Below are 18640 nucleotides of genomic sequence, written 5' to 3' on the forward strand. Positions count from 1 at the left end.
TGCACGCTTCTGGTCTGACGGTGCACGCCGGCACGAATGGCAGATCCGGCGGAGTTCAGCGTGCGAATCCCCGCGACCAGGCGATTTGGAATATCGCGTGCGGTTCGCGTAACTTATTCCAAGTCAGAGCGACACGGACACCGACATTCACCACCTGGTGATGCAACGAGGTTGTACGAAGTGCCTGACCAATCCGAAGTTCACCATCGTGTATGGTTGTGCTTCAACCCCGGAATGTCTTCAGCGGGTGCCGGTTTGCGCCGGTCAGTCCGATGAGATAAGCTGGAAAAGTTGCCCCGGAGCGGCTGGCGAGTGTGCCAGAAGTGATGGTGTGTGCGTGTTCTTTGAGAACTCAACAGTGTGTCGATGAATGTCAGTGCCAAATGTTTTTGGTACTCCGCATCACGGATGATCAACTGGCCCTTCGGGTTTGGTTGTGATGGTGGTGTGGGTATTTGCTGGCTCTTCTCCTTCTTCCGTCGGAGGGGGGTCAGTGTTTGAAAATGCTAGTTTGAGTTTTTGATTGCTAGTGATTTGACTCGATGTCTATGACTGATTAGAGACCTTTTGGGGTTTCGAAATCTAGAGTCTTCAACGGAGAGTTTGATCCTGGCTCAGGACGAACGCTGGCGGCGTGCTTAACACATGCAAGTCGAGCGGTAAGGCCCTTCGGGGTACACGAGCGGCGAACGGGTGAGTAACACGTGGGTGATCTGCCCTGCACTTCGGGATAAGCCTGGGAAACTGGGTCTAATACCGGATATGACCTTCGGCTGCATGGCTGAGGGTGGAAAGGTTTACTGGTGCAGGATGGGCCCGCGGCCTATCAGCTTGTTGGTGGGGTAATGGCCTACCAAGGCGACGACGGGTAGCCGACCTGAGAGGGTGACCGGCCACACTGGGACTGAGACACGGCCCAGACTCCTACGGGAGGCAGCAGTGGGGAATATTGCACAATGGGCGAAAGCCTGATGCAGCGACGCCGCGTGAGGGATGACGGCCTTCGGGTTGTAAACCTCTTTCAGCAGGGACGAAGCGAAAGTGACGGTACCTGCAGAAGAAGCACCGGCTAACTACGTGCCAGCAGCCGCGGTAATACGTAGGGTGCAAGCGTTGTCCGGAATTACTGGGCGTAAAGAGTTCGTAGGCGGTTTGTCGCGTCGTTTGTGAAAACTCACAGCTCAACTGTGAGCCTGCAGGCGATACGGGCAGACTTGAGTACTGCAGGGGAGACTGGAATTCCTGGTGTAGCGGTGAAATGCGCAGATATCAGGAGGAACACCGGTGGCGAAGGCGGGTCTCTGGGCAGTAACTGACGCTGAGGAACGAAAGCGTGGGTAGCAAACAGGATTAGATACCCTGGTAGTCCACGCCGTAAACGGTGGGCGCTAGGTGTGGGTTCCTTCCACGGGATCTGTGCCGTAGCTAACGCATTAAGCGCCCCGCCTGGGGAGTACGGCCGCAAGGCTAAAACTCAAAGGAATTGACGGGGGCCCGCACAAGCGGCGGAGCATGTGGATTAATTCGATGCAACGCGAAGAACCTTACCTGGGTTTGACATATACCGGAAAGCCGTAGAGATACGGCCCCCCTTGTGGTCGGTATACAGGTGGTGCATGGCTGTCGTCAGCTCGTGTCGTGAGATGTTGGGTTAAGTCCCGCAACGAGCGCAACCCTTGTCTTATGTTGCCAGCACGTAATGGTGGGGACTCGTAAGAGACTGCCGGGGTCAACTCGGAGGAAGGTGGGGACGACGTCAAGTCATCATGCCCCTTATGTCCAGGGCTTCACACATGCTACAATGGCCAGTACAGAGGGCTGCGAGACCGTGAGGTGGAGCGAATCCCTTAAAGCTGGTCTCAGTTCGGATCGGGGTCTGCAACTCGACCCCGTGAAGTCGGAGTCGCTAGTAATCGCAGATCAGCAACGCTGCGGTGAATACGTTCCCGGGCCTTGTACACACCGCCCGTCACGTCATGAAAGTCGGTAACACCCGAAGCCGGTGGCCTAACCCCTTGTGGGAGGGAGCCGTCGAAGGTGGGATCGGCGATTGGGACGAAGTCGTAACAAGGTAGCCGTACCGGAAGGTGCGGCTGGATCACCTCCTTTCTAAGGAGCACATCTCCAGACGTGTACCACTGAACAGTCAGTGGATGATGTTCTGGCAGAGACCGTTTAGTCCTCATCAGTAGGGCTGCGGACGCTCATGGGTGGAACACTGACAAACTTTCCCGCGTCACGACCCGATCTGATGATCGGCCGGCGGGTGATATATCGATGCACTGTTGGGTCCTGAGAGAACACGTAAGTGTTTTTTCTACAGGAAGTGACGACAAGCAAGCACTGCAGGTCAAACCGCGGGCGTGGTGGAGGGTTTCGGCTCTTCTTCGTGTCTGGTCTGGTGTCTGTGTGGGTGGTTGGTTGTGTGTTGTTTGAGAACTGCACAGTGGACGCGAGCATCTTTGTTGTAAGTAATGAAGAGCGTACGGTGGATGCCTTGGCACCAGGAGCCGATGAAGGACGTAGGAGGCTGCGATAAGCCTCGGGGAGCTGTCAACCGAGCTGAGATCCGAGGATGTCCGAATGGGGAAACCCAGCACGAGTGATGTCGTGTTACCCGCACCTGAATATATAGGGTGTGTGGAGGGAACGTGGGGAAGTGAAACATCTCAGTACCCACAGGAAGAGAAAACAATAGTGATTCCGTGAGTAGTGGCGAGCGAAAGCGGAAGAGGCTAAACCATGGATGTGTGATAGCCGGCAGGTGTTGCATTCGTGGGGTTGTGGGGTTCATCTTGTCAATGCTGCCGTGTTGGCCGACAGTAAGAAATCATTGTGTTAGTGGAAGTGGTCTGGAACGGCCTGTCGTAGAGGGTGAGAGTCCCGTACACGAAAACATGATGACTGTCGTGATGGAAACCCAAGTAGCACCGGGCCCGTGAAATCTGGTGTGAATCTGTCGGGACCACCCGATAAGCCTGAATACTCCCTGGTGACCGATAGCGGACTAGTACCGTGAGGGAAAGGTGAAAAGTACCCCGGGAGGGGAGTGAAATAGTACCTGAAACCGTGCGCTTACAATCCGTCAAAGCCTTTGCACACTTCGGTGTGGGGGGTGATGGCGTGCCTTTTGAAGAATGAGCCTGCGAGTTAGTGGCATGTCGCGAGGTTAACCCGTGTGGGGTAGCCGTAGCGAAAGCGAGTCCGAATAGGGCGTTTTTAGTGGCATGTTCTAGACCCGAAGCGGAGTGATCTACCCATGGCCAGGTTGAAGCGACGGTAAGACGTCGTGGAGGACCGAACCCACTTAGGTTGAAAACTGAGGGGATGAGCTGTGGGTAGGGGTGAAAGGCCAATCAAACTCCGTGATAGCTGGTTCTCCCCGAAATGCATTTAGGTGCAGCGTCGCGTGTTTCTCACCGGAGGTAGAGCTACTGGATGGTCTAGGGGGCCCACAAGCTTACCGAAATCAGCCAAACTCCGAATGCCGGTGAGTGAGAGCGCGGCAGTGAGACTGCGGGCGATAAGGTTCGTAGTCGAGAGGGAAACAGCCCAGATCGCCAGCTAAGGTCCCTAAGCGTGTACTAAGTGGAAAAGGATGTGGGGTCGCGAAGACAACCAGGAGGTTGGCTTAGAAGCAGCCACCCTTGAAAGAGTGCGTAATAGCTCACTGGTCAAGTGATCCTGCGCCGACAATGTAGCGGGGCTCAAGTACACCACCGAAGCTGCGGCATTCACACAATGCACCCCCTTGATTCTGCGGAGTCTTGGGCAGTGGTGTGGATGGGTAGGGGAGCGTCGTGTGGCCATGGAAGCGGCGGGGTGACCCAGCCGTGGAGGCCACACGAGTGAGAATGCAGGCATGAGTAGCGAAAGACGAGTGAGAAACTCGTCCGCCGAATGACCAAGGGTTCCTGGGCCAGGTTAATCCGCCCAGGGTGAGTCGGGACCTAAGACGAGGCCGACAGGCGTAGCCGATGGACAACGGGTTGATATTCCCGTACCCGTGTGAACGCGCCCCTGGTGAATCAGTGATACTAACCATCCTGAAGCGTCCTTACGCCCCTTCGGGGGCCCTGGATGTGGATGCATGGGACCTGATCTGGTAGTAGCCAAGCGATGGGGTGACGCAGGAAGGTAGCTGAGCCAGTCAGTGGTAATACTGGTGTAAGCCTGTAGGGCGAATGGTAGGCAAATCCGCCATTCACACAGCCTGAGAGGTGACGCATAGCCGAATGAGGCGAATTCAGTGATCCTATGCTGCCGAGAAAAGCCTCTAGCGAGCTTTCACACGGCCCGTACCCCAAACCGACACAGGTGGTCAGGTAGAGAATACTAAGGCGATCGAGATAACTATGGTTAAGGAACTCGGCAAAATGCCCCCGTAACTTCGGGAGAAGGGGGGCCTCGTCCGGTGATCACTCTTGCAGTGTGAGCTGGGTGGGGCCGCAGAGACCAGTGAGAAGCGACTGTTTACTAAAAACACAGGTCCGTGCGAAGTCGTAAGACGATGTATACGGACTGACGCCTGCCCGGTGCTGGAAGGTTAAGAGGACCGGTTAGCCACTTCGGTGGCGAAGCTGAGAATTTAAGCCCCAGTAAACGGCGGTGGTAACTATAACCATCCTAAGGTAGCGAAATTCCTTGTCGGGTAAGTTCCGACCTGCACGAATGGCGTAACGACTTCTCAGCTGTCTCAACCATAGACTCGGCGAAATTGCATTACGAGTAAAGATGCTCGTTACGCGCGGCAGGACGAAAAGACCCCGGGACCTTCACTACAGCTTGGTATTGGTGTTCGGTTCGGTTTGTGTAGGATAGGTGGGAGACTGTGAAGCGCTCACGCCAGTGAGTGTGGAGTCGTTGTTGAAATACCACTCTGATCGTATTGGACCTCTAACCTCGGACCATGATCTGGTTCAGGGACAGTGCCTGGTGGGTAGTTTAACTGGGGCGGTTGCCTCCCAAAATGTAACGGAGGCGCCCAAAGGTTCCCTCAGCCTGGTTGGCAATCAGGTGTCGAGTGCAAGTGCACAAGGGAGCTTGACTGTGAGACTGACAGGTCGAGCAGGGACGAAAGTCGGGACTAGTGATCCGGCACCGGCAAGTGGAAGCGGTGTCGCTCAACGGATAAAAGGTACCCCGGGGATAACAGGCTGATCTTCCCCAAGAGTCCATATCGACGGGATGGTTTGGCACCTCGATGTCGGCTCGTCGCATCCTGGGGCTGGAGTAGGTCCCAAGGGTTGGGCTGTTCGCCCATTAAAGCGGCACGCGAGCTGGGTTTAGAACGTCGTGAGACAGTTCGGTCTCTATCCGCCGCGCGCGTTAGAAACTTGAGGAAGGCTGTCCCTAGTACGAGAGGACCGGGACGGACGAACCTCTGGTGTGCCAGTTGTTCCACCAGGAGCACCGCTGGTTAGCTACGTTCGGAAGGGATAACCGCTGAAAGCATCTAAGCGGGAAGCCTGTTCCAAGATGAGGTTTCTCACCCCCTCGAGGGGGTAAGGCCCCCGGCAGACCACCGGGTTGATAGGCCAGAACTGGAAGTCCGGTAACGGATGCAGGTGACTGGTACTAATAGGCCGAGGACTTACCACAAAGAAGCTACGCGTCCACTGTGCAGTATCTGAAACAACACACACGTTTCAGAACAGAAGAAAGAAGAACACCCCACCCACCCATGGTGTTGTGTTTCTTCGCTGATGTTCCGTGTGACAGTTTCATAGAGTTACGGCGGCCATAGCGGAGGGGAAACGCCCGGTCCCATTCCGAACCCGGAAGCTAAGCCCTCCAGCGCCGATGGTACTGCACCCGACAGGGTGTGGGAGAGTAGGACACCGCCGAACATCCGTTACCGAAAGCCCCCCAACCTTGTTGGGGGGCTTTCGGCATTCCAAGGCACGAACACCGATGCCGCACATGTCTTTTCACCCCGGCGCACCGACGGCAGACGGTCAATCGGCCGGTCGATTCCGGCAGACACCGCCAATCGCGTGAAGTCATGTCGACGCGTCGCGGAATCGACGCGTGAAATGCGTTCGGAGACCACAGTCGAGGCGCCGGCTGGCGACAGCGAGGGATCTGTGAGGTTCGACTCGATTAGAGGCGAAGTCGCGCCGGCAGGCTGCGCTCGAGTGACTCCCGATGTCGTGCTTCGTCGTCGGCGGCGCTCGCGACGAGTACGCGAGCGAGCCGGGTCGCGCAAGTGAAGTACGAATGACCGATGCAGTAGTCCTTGCCGAGGTGCGGGTCGGCCGCGATCACCTCGTTCAGCCTGGTCATCCGTACCGCGATGCGGTCAACGACCGATTCGTCGTAGCCGCGTTCGATCACGAACTCGCGTCGGGCATCGTTGTACTCCGGCCCCAGGTCGAAGAAGGCGAATCTCCGCCGTATCGCTATGTCGACCGGGGCCAGGGACCGGTCCGCGACGTTCATCGTGCCGATGAGGTGCAGGTTCGAGGGCAGATGAAACGGTTTTTCCCCGTCCCGCGAGTAGGCGAGGTTCAGCGCGTTCTCGGGGTCGCGCTTGTCGTGTTCGAGCAGGTGAGCATCTCGCCGAAGATCTGTGCGGGATTGCCGCGGTTGATCTCCTCGATGACCAGGACGTAGTCGCATTCGCAGTCTTGGCGGGCGTTCTTGGCGGCGGTGAGCAGAGAACCGTCGATCAAGGTGAGTTTGCCGTCGGAGCCGGGTCGGAACCCACGGACGAAGTCTTCGTAGGACATCGACGGGTGAAACTGCAGGAGGGCTGTCCGGTCGGATTGACGCTCGTTGCACAGCACCCAGCCAAGACAACGCGCCGCGGGCAGTGCCTCGACATGTGCTGCGATACGCCGGGCCGACGCAGCGTCAGCCGGCGAGCCTAGACTCCGAAGATGGTGCGCAACGCGAAGGCCGCACGTCAGCAGCCCACCGATCAGCGTTCGGCGTTCGACAGGTTCGTGGAGCAGATCGAACTCCGGGTCAGCCAGGCGCCGTTCTTCGGGATCTGCGCAGGAGTGGTCGCGCTGTGGGTCGTCAGCATTCCGCTCTGGAAGGACCTTCACGAGTGGCAGATCGCCATCCACACCGCCGGTGCCGTCTTCACGTTGCTTCTCGTGGTCCTGCTCGAGAATGCCAGCCGCCGTGCCACCGAGGCTCTGCAGGAGAAACTGAACGTCATCGCCGAGGCGCTCGCCGCCCTGCTCGATTCCTCCGCCCAGGACAACCCCGAGCTGAAGAAGGCGGAGGAGAAGTTGCGGGAGGCTGTCGGGCTCGAAGACCGGCACTAGTCCATCCGCCCCTGTGACTTGGCGCACCAAGCAGGTAAGTTATGTGTAACCGCAAAAACTACTAACCAGTAGGGGTACGAAATGCCTGTTCCGTCCGCCGCCACGTTCGCGCGGCTCGCCGACCTCATCGCCATCCCGGATGCGGCGGATCGCCCGACGCGGTCCGTCGTCGAGGCGTTCACGGGTAAGGAACTGGCCACCGTCCCGGTCGGTACCGCTCAGGACGCCAAGGACGCGATCGCACGCGCCCGGGTGGCACAGAAGGAATGGGCCAAGCGTCCCGTCACGGAACGCGCCGCGATCTTCCACCGGTACCGCGACCTGGTGCTCGAGAACCGCGACGCCCTGATGGACATGGCTCAGGCCGAGACGGGCAAGTCCCGCGCCGCCGCGCAGGAGGAGGTCCTCGACATCTCGATGACCGCCCGCCACTACGCGCGCGTCGCCCCCAAGCTGCTGCGTCCCCGGCGCATCTCGGGCATGCTGCCCGGCCTCACCAAGACCGTCGTGCGGTACCAGCCGAAGGGCGTCGTCGGCGTCATCTCGCCGTGGAACTACCCCATGACCCTCGCGGTGTCCGACGCGGTCGCCGCGCTCCTCGCCGGCAACGCCGTCGTCCTCAAGCCCGACAGCCAGACCCCGTACTGCGCGCTGGCCTGCGTCGACCTGCTGTACCAGGCTGGGCTGCCGCGCGACCTGTTCGCCGTCGTCCCCGGACCGGGCTCGGTGGTCGGCACCGCCCTCGTCGAGAACACCGAGTACCTGATGTTCACCGGGTCCTCGGCCACGGGTCAGCTCCTCGCCGAGCAGGCCGGTCGCCGTCTCATCGGCTTCTCCGCCGAACTCGGCGGCAAGAACCCGATGATCGTCACCGCAGGCGCGAACCTCCGTGAGGTCACCGACGCCGCCGTCCGCGCCTGCTACTCCAACTCCGGGCAGCTGTGCATCTCGATCGAGCGGATCTACGTCGAGGAGTCCATCGCACCCGAGTTCACCCGGTTGTTCGGGGAACGCGTCCGCAACATGAAGCTCGGCGCCGGCTACGACTTCGGCATCGAAATGGGCAGCCTCGTGTCCGAGGCGCAGGTCAAGGCCGTGTCCAGCCACGTCGACGACGCCGTCGTCAAGGGCGCCACCGTGGTCGCCGGCGGTAAGGCGCGCCCCGACCTCGGCCCCCTGTTCTACGAGCCGACCGTCCTGACCGGCGTTCCCGAGGACGCCGAGTGCTACCGCGACGAGACGTTCGGACCGCTCGTCTCGATCTACCCCGTCGCCGACGTGGACGAGGCGATCGAACGCGCCAACGACACCGAATACGGCCTGAACGCCAGCGTGTGGGCGGGAACCAAGGCGGAGGGCGAGGCCATCGCCGCACGGATCCACGCCGGAACCGTCAACGTCGACGAGGGTTACGCCCCGGCATGGGGCAGCACCGGTGCGCCGATGGGTGGCATGGGGGTGTCCGGTGTCGGCCGCCGCCACGGCGACGACGGGCTCCTCAAGTACACCGAACCGCAGACCATCGCCACCACCCGCATCCTCAACCTCGGCGGTCCGCGCGGACTGTCGCCGAAGGTGTGGGCCAAGATCATGCCGCCTTTCGTGAAGGCGCTGCAGTGGATCCCGGGCCGGTAGCCGTGGACACTGCGAGCATCGTGATCGAGGTTCCGCCCGCGATCGTGTGGGACGTGGTCACCGACGTGGAGGGCATGGGCCGGTTCAGCCCCGAGAACACCGGGGCCCGTTGGAAGTCCGGCACCCCGGTGACGGTGGGCGCGCGGTTCATCGGCGCCAACCGGCACGGCCCGGTTCGGTGGAAGACGCACTGCACCGTCGTGGATATCGTTCCGGGCCAGAAGTTCTCCTTCGAGGCGGACGAGCCGAAGGCGCGCTGGACGTATCATCTCGAACCCTCCGGCGCGGGCACACTCGTCACCGAGACCCGGGAGATCTACGCGACGCCCGTATGGTGGGTACGGCTGGTGCAGAAGTCGAAGGTGCTGGGCAGCAACCGCGACCAGCTGATGCAGGACGGGATGCGGCAGACGCTCGAGTGCATGAAAGTCGCACTCGAGAGCTGATTTTCCACCCTGGGGTGCCGATTCTTCACCCTAGGGTGGCTGTCGCCGCCGCGCGCAGGGCCCGAGACTGGACCATGTCCACACCTCTCGGAGGCGCCTCCCATGAATCCTCGGCCGTCACCCGTCGAAGCTGGTCGGTCGTGCCCTGACGTCCGCCGTGAGGACGTGTGGTTCTCCTCGCGGGGACAGCGCTGCGCGGCCTGGCTGTACCGGCGCCATTCCGAAACCCACACGGCAGCACCCTGTGTGGTGCTCGCGCACGGCTGGAGCGGGGTACGCGAACAGAGACTCGACGCGTTCGCGGAACGGTTCGCGGCCGCGGGAGTCACGGCGCTGGTGTTCGACTACCGCTACTTCGGCGCCAGCGAGGGCGAACCCCGCCAACTGCTCGACATCGACAGCCAACTCGACGACTGGGACAGCGCCGTCGCGTTCGTGCGCAGCCGCCCGGACATCGACCCCAGCCGGGTCGCGCTCTGGGGAACGTCACTGTCCGGCGGACTCGTCCTGACGGCGGCAGCGCGGGACCGGCGGGTGGCCGCGGTCGTGTCGCAGGTTCCGTACGTCGACGGTCTGACGAACCTTCCGCGACTGGGTGTGGTCGGCCTCGGCCGCATGGCGGTCGCCTACCTGCGGGACCGGTACGCCCAGCTGCGGCACCGGCCGCCGTACATGTTTCCCGTCGTCGGGCCGCCGGGCTCGTTCGCGGCCATGACCACACCCGACGCGGAGGCGGGATATCACGGGATGGATCCGCCCGGTTCGACATGGCGCAACGAGACACCGGGGCGGGTGGCGTTGCAGGCAGCGCTGTACCGGCCGACGAAAACGGTCGCGAAGATCGCCTGCCCCGTCTTCTTCGCCATCGCGGACCACGACGTCGTCACGTTCACCCGCAGCGCGCAGAAGGCCGCGGCCAAGACCCCGGGCGCCGAGGTGCACGTGTACCCGGGCGGTCATTTCGACCCCTACTTCGGCGAGCTCTTCGAGCGGGTGGTCGCGGACGAGACCGACTTCCTCGTCCGCCACCTCCGTCCCCCGGCTAGCCGCTGACCGTGCCGAACTGTTCCCGCAGAACACCTTTGACGACCTTCCCGCTGGCGTTGCGGGGCAGTTGGGGGAGGACCTCGACGAATTTGGGCCGCTTGTAGCGGGCGACCCGGCCGTCGAGCCAGTCCGCGAGGGCGTCGACCTCGAGCGCCGCCCCGGCCCGCGGGACGACGACCGCGACGGGAACCTCACCCCACCGCTCGTCGGCCCGCCCGATCACCGCGACATCCATGATGTCCGGGTGGGCGGCCAGGGCATTCTCGACCTCGGCGCAGTAGATGTTCTCCCCACCCGAGATGATCATGTCCTTCTTGCGGTCTACCACGTACACGAACCCGTCCGAGTCCACCCGCACGAGGTCGCCGGAGTGGAACCAGCCGCCGTCGAACGCGTCCGCGGTGGCCGCGGGGTTCCGCCAGTACCCCTCCATGAGTCCCGGGCCGCGGTAGACGATCTCACCGATCTCGCCCTGCGGCACGTCGTTCATCGCTTCGTCGACCACGCGCATCGCCACGGTGTCGATCGGTTTCCCGACCGACCCGATCTTGCGCACGGCGTCCTTGCCGTCGAGCATGCACGTCACCGGCGACATCTCGGTCTGCCCGAAGAACGCGACGATCGCGGCGTCCGGGAAGGCGGCGTACAGGCGGTCGAGGAGGGTCGGGGTGGCCGGCGCGGCTCCCCAGCCCAGCACCCGCAGGGCGAGATCCCGACCCTCGAGGCCGGCGTCGTCGAGGATGGCCTGCCACTGGGTGGGCACCATGAACACGCTGGTCACCCGCTCACGCTCGAGCGCGTCGAGTAGCTCGGTCGCATCGAACGCACCGGTCGGGTGGATCACGATGGTGGCGCCGATCAGCAGGAACGGCCCGACGCTGCCGAGGGCGGCGATGTGGAACAGCGGGGACGAGACCAGGTTGACCTCGGACTCGGTGTCGAACAGTCGCCATCCGCGGATCAAGGTCAGTGCCTGTGCCTGCAGATTGAGGTGCGACAGCACCGCGCCCTTCGGACGGCCGGTGGTGCCGGACGTGTACATGATGGCGGCGGGGGAGTCTTCCGCCACGTCCGCGATCGGGACGTCGGGATCGGCTGCGCGCAACTGCGTCTCGAGCGAGACGTCGACGGGGGCGTCGCCGACCACGAGAACCGGCACGCTGTCGTCGACCTCCGCGGCGAGCCCGGTGAGTGAATCCTCCACGACCACGACGGTGGCGTCGCTGTCGGCGACGATGAACCGCACCTCGCCGGGGCTGAGCCGGAAGTTCACCGGCACCGCGATCGCACCCAGGCGAGTCGCCGCCAGCATCACCTCGAGGAACTCGGGGCGGTTGGTCAGCAGCAGCACGACGCGGTCGCCGCGGCCGACACCGTGGGCGGCGAGGACGGCGGCCGTCCGCGCGCTGCGGTCCTCGAGCTCACGCCAGGTGGTCGACGTGCCCCGGAACCGGAGCGCCACCGCCTCGGGTTTCGCGAAGGCATGCCGGGCAACATGATTCGCCCAGTGGGTGCGCCGGGAGGCGAAGGGCTGCGCGTTCGACGTCGCGGTCATCGTGATGCCGTCAGCCGCGGCCGAACACTGCCGGACGCTTCTCCAGGAACGCCGCGACGCCTTCCCGGAAGTCGGGGGCGGCGAGGAGGTCGAGCTGACCCGTGCGCTCGCGGGCGAACGCGTTGTCGAGTTCGGTGAGGGTGGCGTCGTTGACCGCGTCCTTGGTGAAGTGGAACGCCTCCGACGGTCCGTCGGCGAGACGTCGCGCGAGGGCGTCGACGGTCGCGGCGAACTCGTCGTCGGGGTACACGTCGGCGATCAACCCGGCCGCGAGAGCCTCAGGTGCGGGCAGTCGTTCGGCCAGGAGCGCCATCTTCAGCGCGCGGGCGCGACCGACCGACGCGGCGACCAGTGCGGTGGCACCACCGTCCGGCATGAGGCCGACCTTCGTGAACGCGAGCAGGAAATAGCTCGACGCGGTGGCGACCGTGAGGTCGCAGGCCAGGGCGAGGGACACCCCGACGCCGGCGGCGGGACCGTTGACCGCGCCGATCACGGGCCGGGGGAACGCGCGAATCGTGGCCGCCGTGCGGTTCGCGGCGTCGATCGTCGCGGACGACGGAGGACCGGAGACGTTCTCGCCACCCAGGTCCGCACCCGTGCAGAACGCACGACCGGCGCCGGCGAGGACGGCGGCCCGCACCTCCGCGTCGCCGGCGTACTTGTCGAATGCGTCGGCGACGGCGTCGAGGGTTTCGGTGGTGACGGCGTTCATGCGGGCGGGACGGTCGAGGGTGACGCGCAGGACGCCGTCGTCGACGGTCGTGTCCACGCCGGGAATGTCGGAGCTCATGGGGATCCTTGTCAGGAAGGGTGGACGGAGAGGGCGATCTTGCCGGTGGCGGAACGGGTTTCGAGCGTCCGCAGTGCGTCGACGGCGTGTTCGAACGAGTAGGTGGTGGGCTCGGCGATCTGCAGCGCACCGGATTCGAGGAGCGGGCCCAGGGCCGCCCACTGCCTGCTCGTGTAGCCGGGGTTGGTGCGCACGTACTCGCCCCAGCCGGCCCCGAGAACGGAGATGTTACGCAGGAGAAGGCGATTGACCTTGACGGTGGGGATCTCGCCGCCGGTGAAGCCGAGGACCACCAGTCGCCCGTTGGGCGCGAGGCTGCGCAGGCTGTCGGTGAAACGGTCGCCGCCGACCGGGTCGAGGATGATGTCGACTCCGCGGCCTCCGGTGAGGTCGCGGACCTGGTCCTTCCAGCCGTCCAGGAGAACGACGTGATCGGCGCGGTTGGCCTTCGCGATGCCGGCTTTCTCCTCGGTGCTGACCACGGCGATCGTCTCGAGCCCCAGCGCGGCGGCGACCTGCAGGGCGGCGACCCCGACACCGCCTGCGGCGCCGTGCACCAGCACGATCTCGCCGGGGCGGTAGCGGGCGCGCTCGTCGAGAGCGAAGTGCACGGTGAGGTAGTTCATCAGGAAGCCCGCCCCGGCCTCGAGCGACACCGAATCGGGCAGCGGGAACACCGAGTCCGGCTCCACCGCAATGGTCTGCTGCCACGATCCGTCCGACGCGAGGACGGCCACCCGCTGCCCGGCACGGATGCCGCTGTCCGTGGGTGCGCTGCGGACCACGCCCGCGCCCTCGACACCGAGCACGAACGGCAGTTCCCGGACGAGCTGGTAGCTGCCCGTGGTCTGCAGAAGGTCGGGAAACGACACTCCGGCGGCGTGCAGATCCACGACGACGCGGCCGGTGCCGTCGGGTTCGTCGATCTCGACGAGCTGGACTCCGGCGGGGCCGGAAGCGGTGGTCAATTGCTGGGCATACACGTGGTGATCTCCTCCGTCGGTCCCTGACTATCCATACCAGACGCAACTGAACGGGCGCTAGATAAATTCGACCATTGACCCTGTAGGTGACGCCGTGGTACTAACTTTAACGAGCGATCAGTAATCATGCCGAGGCGGAGGACGAGACGTGCCAGAACAGACGGAGACGACGGAGGCAGCCGCACTGTGGGAGCGGCGCGGAGGAATCGGCATCATCACGCTGAACCGCCCCAAGGCGCTCAATGCGGTGAACGGCGCGTTGTCGACCGCAGTGGGCAATCTGCTCGAGCAGGCCGAGAACGACCCCGAGGTGCGGGTGGTCGTCGTGACCGGGGCCGGCCGCGCGTTCTGCGCCGGCGCCGATCTCAAGGCCCTCTCCACGGGCGGGAACATCGCTGCGGAGGGGCACCCCGAATGGGGCTTCGCCGGATACGCGCAACACTGGATCAGCAAGCCGACCATCGCCGCGGTCAACGGCTTCGCCCTCGGCGGTGGCACTGAACTGGTCCTCGCCAGTGACCTCGCGGTCGTCGATGAGGAGGCGGCCCTCGGGCTTCCCGAGGTCAAGCGCGGACTGTTCGCCGCCGCCGGCGGCGTGATCCGCCTGCAGCAGCAGATCCCGAAGAAGGTCGCGCTGGAAATCGCACTCACCGGCGAGCCGATCACCGCGGCGCAGGGCAAGGAACTGGGCCTGGTCAACCGTGTCGCCCCGGCAGGCACCGCCCTCGACGTCGCGCTCGAACTCGCCGAGCAGATCGCCGCCAACGCACCGCTGTCGGTGCGCGAATCGAAGGCCATGATCCACCGCACCGCAACCGAACCCGACTGGGGCGACGGGGCGTGGGAGGCGAACAACGCCGCTATCGCCACCATCTTCACCAGCGCCGACGCCAAGGAAGGCCCGACGGCGTTCGCCGAGAAGCGCCAGCCGGTCTGGCAGGGCCGCTGACCCGTGAGTACTTATTAACCGCGGGCGGTTAATAAGTACTCACGGGTGGCGCAGCCGCACACACTTTCTCCTCCTCGAAAGGGAACATCATGACCAACGCTGTCATCGTGGACGTCGTCCGCCTCGCCTCCGGTAAGGGCAAGCCCGGCGGTGCGCTGTCGGGCACGCACCCGGTCGAACTGCTGGCACACGTGCTCCGCAGCATCGTCGAACGCAACGGCATCGACCCCGCACAGGTCGACGACGTCATCGGCGGCTGCGTCGGGCAGGCCGGCGAGCAGGCCCTCAACATCTCCCGGACAGCGGTGCTGTCGGCCGGATTCCCGGATTCGGTTCCGGCCACCACCGTCGACCGCCAGTGCGGCTCGAGCCAGCAGGCGGCGCACTTCGCCGCGCAGGGCGTGATCGCCGGCGCCTACGACATCGTGATCGCCTGCGGTGTGGAGTCGATGTCCCGCGTTCCGATGGGCACGACGACCATCGGTCAGGACGCCTCCGGCCCGGGCATCGCCGCCCGCTACCCCGAGGGACTCGTCAACCAGGGCATCTCCGCCGAACTGATCGCCGCCAAGTGGAAGTTCGACCGCGACACCCTCGACGCGTTCTCCGCGCAGTCGCATCAGCGTGCCGCCGACGCCCTGTCGAAGGGCCTGTTCGACAAGGAGATCGTCCCGATCTCGGTCACCAACGCCGCCGGTGAGACGGTGACCCACACCGCCGACGAGACCGTGCGCGCCTCCACCACCGCCGAGGGACTGTCCGGGCTGAAGTCGTCGTTCTACTCCGAGAAGTACGCGGCCCGGTTCCCCGAGGCGCAGTGGCACATCACCCCGGGCAACTCGTCGCCGCTGACCGACGGCGCGTCCGCGGCGCTGATCATGAGCGAGGAGATGGCGTCGAAGCTGGGGCTGACCCCGCGGGCACGGTTCCACTCGTTCGCCGTTGCCGGTGACGATCCGGTCTTCATGCTCACCGCGCCGATCCCGGCGACCAAGAAGATCCTCGCGAAGTCGGGGCTGAGCATCGACGACATCGACGCCTACGAGGTCAACGAGGCGTTCGCGCCGGTGCCGCTGGCGTGGGCGCACGAATTCGGGGCCGACCCGGCCAAGCTCAACCCGTGGGGCGGCGCCATCGCGCTCGGGCACGCACTCGGCTCTTCGGGCACCCGCCTGCTGAGCACGCTGGTCAACAACCTCGAGGCCACCGGCGGACGCTACGGCCTGCAGACCATGTGCGAGGGCGCGGGCATGGCCAACGCCACCATCATCGAACGCATCTGACCCACTTCCCCGAAAACCCTGCTTCCGAAAGGTATAGACATGATCGTCAATGACAGCGTCGCACTCGTCACCGGCGGCGCCTCGGGCCTCGGCCTGGCCACCACCAAGGCCCTGCTCGCCGACGGCGCCAGCGTCGTCATCATCGACCTGCCCTCGTCCAACGGTGAGACCGTCGCCAAGGAACTCGGCGACCGTGTGCGCTTCGCCGCCGGCGACGTCACCAGCGAGACCGACGTGTCCGCCGCACTCGATGTCGCGGAGTCGCTCGGACCGCTGCGTGTCGCAGTGAACTGCGCCGGCATCGGCAACGCCATCAAGACCGTGAGCAAGAACGGCGCGTTCCCGCTGGCCGACTTCACCAAAATCGTCACCGTCAACCTGATCGGCACGTTCAACGTGATCCGCCTTGCCGCCGAGCGCATCTCGAAGAACGAGCCGATCGACGGCGAGCGCGGCGTCATCATCAACACCGCCTCCGTAGCCGCATACGAGGGCCAGATCGGTCAGGCCGCGTACTCCGCGTCCAAGGGCGGCGTCGTCGGCATGACCCTGCCGATCGCTCGCGACCTCGCGTCGCTGCTGATTCGCGTCAACACGATCGCTCCCGGCCTGTTCAAGACGCCGCTGCTCGGCTCCCTGCCGGAGGCTGCGCAGCAGTCGCTCGGCGGTCAGGTCCCGCACCCCTCGCGTCTCGGCGACCCGTCCGAGTACGGCGCGCTCGCCGCGCACATCGTCAGCAACCCGATGCTCAACGGCGAGACCATCCGTCTCGACGGCGCCATCCGCATGGCACCGCGCTGATCGGCGACCTGTGACTCTGCGCGAGGACGGGCCGACGGTGACGGAGCCGGTGTACGCCGACTGGCGGACGTTCGAGGCCCTGCCGCTGACGCCCATCCTCGAGCAGGCATTGGATCTGTTCAACGAGAACGGTTACCACGGCACGACGGTGCGGCAGATCGCCCGTCGTGTCGGGGTGACCGTCCCCGCCCTCTACTACCACCACGAGAGCAAGGAAGCCGTTCTCGTGGCCCTGTTCGAACTGCAGATGCGCGAGCTGAACGACCGCGCCGAGGCAGCCGCCCGCGAGGCCGGCGACGACGTGGTGGCGCAATTCTCCAACGTCGTCGAGGCGATCGTCCTGTACATGACGTACCGGGTGCGGCACGTGTCCCTCGACACCGAGTTGCGGCACGTCTCGGCCGACAGCCGCAGCCGCTACGCCGCGAACCGCAAGCGGCTCGAGCTGATGATGATCGACCTCGTCGCCGACGGCGTCGCCCGCGACGTGTTCCACAGCGGGGACGTCCCCGAGACCGTGCGCGCCCTCCTCGGGATGTGCCAGTCCATTCCGCGCTGGTTCCAGCTCGGTGGAGCATTGACCCCCGAGCAGGTCGCCGGCCGCTACGTCGACATCGCCCTACACACCGTCGGGTATCTACCCGAGCACTGACATCGCGCCGGGTCCACCGAGCCGGACGAGCTCGTCCCGGCGACAAGGAGAGACCATGCAGCGCAACCTTTTCGAGAAGGATCACGAAGCGTACCGGGAGACCGTGCGCGAATTCCTCGCCCGCGAGATCGAGCCGAACTACGAACGGTGGGAATCCGAGCGGCTCATCGACCGCTCGGCGTGGCTGGCGGCCGGCAAGTCCGGGATCGTCGGACTCGGTGTGCCCGAGGAATTCGGTGGCTCGGGCGTCACCGACTACCGGTTCCGGTACGTCGTCGCCGAGGAGATCGCCCGCACCGCGACGACGTCGTTCGGTTCGGGACTGTCCCTCCAGGACGACATCGCCATCCCGTACATCGTGAACCTCGGCACCGAGGAGCAGAAGCAGCGGTGGCTGCCCGGCATGGCCGCGGGCGAGCTGATCGGTGCCATCGCGATGACCGAGCCCGGTGCGGGCAGCGACCTGCAGGGCGTGAAGACCACCGCGGTGCGGGACGGCGACGAGTGGGTGATCAACGGTCAGAAGACGTTCATCACCAACGGTATTCACTCCGACCTCGTCATCGTCGTCGCGCGCACCGACCCGAGCGCCGGTTCCAAGGGCTTCTCCCTGCTCGTCGTGGAGCGGGGCATGCCTGGTTTCAGCCGTGGCCGCAAGCTGCACAAGGTCGGACTGGCCGGTCAGGACACGGCCGAGCTCGTGTTCGAGGACGTGCGGGTGCCCGCCACCAATCTGCTCGGCACCGAGGGTCGCGGCTTCGTCCACCTCATGGAAAACCTGCCCCTCGAACGTATTTCGATCGCGGTCAACGCGATCGCCGCCGCGAAGGCCGCCTACCAGTGGACGAGGGACTACGTGTTCGAGCGCAAGGCGTTCGGGAAGCCGATCGGCGATCTGCAGAACACCCGGTTCGCGCTGGCGGAGATGCTCACCGAGATCGAGGTGACCGAATCGCACATCGACCGGTGCGTACTCGCCTTGAACGCAGACGAACTCACCGCCGTCGACGCGTCGAAGGGCAAGTGGTGGGCCAGTGAACTGCAGAAGCGTGTCGTCGACCGCTGCGTCCAGTTGCACGGCGGCTACGGCTACATGATGGAGTACCCCATCGGCCGCGCATACGTCGACAGCCGGATCCAGACGATCTACGGCGGCACCACCGAGATCATGAAGGAAATCATCGGTCGCGACATCGCGGCAGGATAGGCGGCTCCGCCG

The 18640-nt window shown here is 64.3% G+C and carries 14 protein-coding genes and 3 rRNA genes; 12 read left to right on the forward strand and 5 right to left on the reverse strand.

The features are described 5' to 3' along the window. Positions 1-591: 591 nt before the first annotated feature. The 3 genes from ACLIVD_RS01480 to rrf all read left to right on the forward strand — a co-directional run bounded on the left by ACLIVD_RS01480 (position 592) and on the right by rrf (position 5849). Positions 592-2109, forward strand: a 16S ribosomal RNA gene (locus ACLIVD_RS01480). Positions 2110-2465: 356 nt separating this feature from the next. Beyond that, a 23S ribosomal RNA gene (locus ACLIVD_RS01485) occupies positions 2466-5601 on the forward strand. Positions 5602-5732: 131 nt separating this feature from the next. After that, positions 5733-5849: ribosomal RNA gene (gene rrf / locus ACLIVD_RS01490) — 5S ribosomal RNA — on the forward strand. Together the 16S, 23S and 5S rRNA genes form the textbook arrangement of a ribosomal RNA operon. A gap of 253 nt (positions 5850-6102) precedes the next feature. Here the strand turns inward: rrf and ACLIVD_RS01495 are convergent. After that, positions 6103-6441, reverse strand: a complete 339-nt coding sequence (locus ACLIVD_RS01495; protein WP_283332558.1) for a hypothetical protein — start codon at positions 6439-6441, stop codon at positions 6103-6105. Between the two features lie 68 nt (positions 6442-6509). After that, positions 6510-6731, reverse strand: coding sequence for a hypothetical protein (locus tag ACLIVD_RS01500; RefSeq protein WP_491931817.1), 222 nt, complete (start codon positions 6729-6731; stop codon positions 6510-6512). Positions 6732-6881: 150 nt separating this feature from the next. On the opposite strand from ACLIVD_RS01500, the gene ACLIVD_RS01505 reads away from it, so the two are divergent. The 4 genes from ACLIVD_RS01505 to ACLIVD_RS01520 all read left to right on the forward strand — a co-directional run bounded on the left by ACLIVD_RS01505 (position 6882) and on the right by ACLIVD_RS01520 (position 10411). Then, a complete protein-coding gene (locus tag ACLIVD_RS01505) occupies positions 6882-7277 on the forward strand; it encodes a low affinity iron permease family protein (protein WP_005248960.1) in 396 nt (131 codons plus the stop codon). An 81-nt stretch (positions 7278-7358) separates the two neighbouring features. After that, positions 7359-8912: a succinic semialdehyde dehydrogenase gene (locus ACLIVD_RS01510; protein WP_280785190.1), complete on the forward strand. Its 1554-nt coding sequence runs from the start codon at positions 7359-7361 to the stop codon at positions 8910-8912. A gap of 2 nt (positions 8913-8914) precedes the next feature. After that, the gene (locus tag ACLIVD_RS01515) at positions 8915-9358 is read left to right on the forward strand and encodes an SRPBCC family protein (RefSeq protein WP_283332561.1); all 444 of its coding nucleotides are present in this window, start codon (positions 8915-8917) and stop codon (positions 9356-9358) included. Positions 9359-9460: 102 nt separating this feature from the next. Continuing rightward, on the forward strand, positions 9461-10411 hold the full coding sequence (locus ACLIVD_RS01520; RefSeq protein WP_283332562.1) for an alpha/beta hydrolase: 951 nt from the start codon (positions 9461-9463) through the stop codon (positions 10409-10411). Here ACLIVD_RS01520 and ACLIVD_RS01525 read toward each other — a convergent pair. Genes ACLIVD_RS01525 through ACLIVD_RS01535 form a run of 3 tightly spaced genes read right to left on the reverse strand, consistent with a single transcriptional unit; the run spans position 10401 to position 13736 of the window. Beyond that, a complete protein-coding gene (locus ACLIVD_RS01525; protein ID WP_283332563.1) occupies positions 10401-11960 on the reverse strand; it encodes a long-chain-fatty-acid--CoA ligase in 1560 nt (519 codons plus the stop codon). The genes ACLIVD_RS01520 and ACLIVD_RS01525 overlap by 11 nt on opposite strands. A gap of 10 nt (positions 11961-11970) precedes the next feature. Then, complete coding sequence (locus ACLIVD_RS01530; protein ID WP_491931818.1) at positions 11971-12753, reverse strand: enoyl-CoA hydratase; 783 nt, start codon at positions 12751-12753, stop codon at positions 11971-11973. Positions 12754-12764: 11 nt separating this feature from the next. Beyond that, positions 12765-13736 carry an NADPH:quinone oxidoreductase family protein gene (locus ACLIVD_RS01535; protein ID WP_283353874.1) on the reverse strand — a complete coding sequence of 324 codons (972 nt, stop codon included), beginning with the start codon at positions 13734-13736 and terminating at the stop codon, positions 12765-12767. Between the two features lie 148 nt (positions 13737-13884). Between ACLIVD_RS01535 and ACLIVD_RS01540 the strand changes: the two genes are divergently transcribed. The 5 genes from ACLIVD_RS01540 to ACLIVD_RS01560 all read left to right on the forward strand — a co-directional run bounded on the left by ACLIVD_RS01540 (position 13885) and on the right by ACLIVD_RS01560 (position 18628). Beyond that, positions 13885-14685 carry a crotonase/enoyl-CoA hydratase family protein gene (locus ACLIVD_RS01540; protein ID WP_283332567.1) on the forward strand — a complete coding sequence of 267 codons (801 nt, stop codon included), beginning with the start codon at positions 13885-13887 and terminating at the stop codon, positions 14683-14685. Between the two features lie 89 nt (positions 14686-14774). Beyond that, entirely contained in the window at positions 14775-15968 is a 1194-nt protein-coding gene (locus ACLIVD_RS01545) for a thiolase family protein (protein ID WP_061042174.1), read from the forward strand. Positions 15969-16007: 39 nt separating this feature from the next. Then, entirely contained in the window at positions 16008-16769 is a 762-nt protein-coding gene (locus ACLIVD_RS01550; RefSeq protein ID WP_317569656.1) for a 3-hydroxyacyl-CoA dehydrogenase, read from the forward strand. Positions 16770-16779: 10 nt separating this feature from the next. After that, on the forward strand, positions 16780-17421 hold the full coding sequence (locus tag ACLIVD_RS01555; RefSeq protein WP_491931819.1) for a TetR/AcrR family transcriptional regulator: 642 nt from the start codon (positions 16780-16782) through the stop codon (positions 17419-17421). Between the two features lie 55 nt (positions 17422-17476). Next, on the forward strand, positions 17477-18628 hold the full coding sequence (locus tag ACLIVD_RS01560) for an acyl-CoA dehydrogenase family protein (protein ID WP_491931820.1): 1152 nt from the start codon (positions 17477-17479) through the stop codon (positions 18626-18628). Positions 18629-18640: the final 12 nt, after the last annotated feature.

Source organism: Rhodococcus sp. G6(2025) (assembly GCF_058628105.1).

Bases quoted from the DNA above. Each gene is read 5' to 3' on its own strand.
- ACLIVD_RS01530 (WP_491931818.1), bottom strand. From the start codon at position 12,753: ATGAGCTCCGACATTCCCGGCGTGGACACGACCGTCGACGACGGCGTC.
- ACLIVD_RS01500 (WP_491931817.1), bottom strand. From the start codon at position 6,731: ATGTCCTACGAAGACTTCGTCCGTGGGTTCCGACCCGGCTCCGACGGC.
- ACLIVD_RS01560 (WP_491931820.1), top strand. From the start codon at position 17,477: ATGCAGCGCAACCTTTTCGAGAAGGATCACGAAGCGTACCGGGAGACC.
- ACLIVD_RS01520 (WP_283332562.1), top strand. From the start codon at position 9,461: ATGAATCCTCGGCCGTCACCCGTCGAAGCTGGTCGGTCGTGCCCTGAC.
- ACLIVD_RS01550 (WP_317569656.1), top strand. From the start codon at position 16,008: ATGATCGTCAATGACAGCGTCGCACTCGTCACCGGCGGCGCCTCGGGC.
- ACLIVD_RS01495 (WP_283332558.1), bottom strand. From the start codon at position 6,441: ATGAACGTCGCGGACCGGTCCCTGGCCCCGGTCGACATAGCGATACGG.
- ACLIVD_RS01525 (WP_283332563.1), bottom strand. From the start codon at position 11,960: ATGACCGCGACGTCGAACGCGCAGCCCTTCGCCTCCCGGCGCACCCAC.
- ACLIVD_RS01545 (WP_061042174.1), top strand. From the start codon at position 14,775: ATGACCAACGCTGTCATCGTGGACGTCGTCCGCCTCGCCTCCGGTAAG.
- ACLIVD_RS01505 (WP_005248960.1), top strand. From the start codon at position 6,882: ATGGTGCGCAACGCGAAGGCCGCACGTCAGCAGCCCACCGATCAGCGT.
- ACLIVD_RS01510 (WP_280785190.1), top strand. From the start codon at position 7,359: ATGCCTGTTCCGTCCGCCGCCACGTTCGCGCGGCTCGCCGACCTCATC.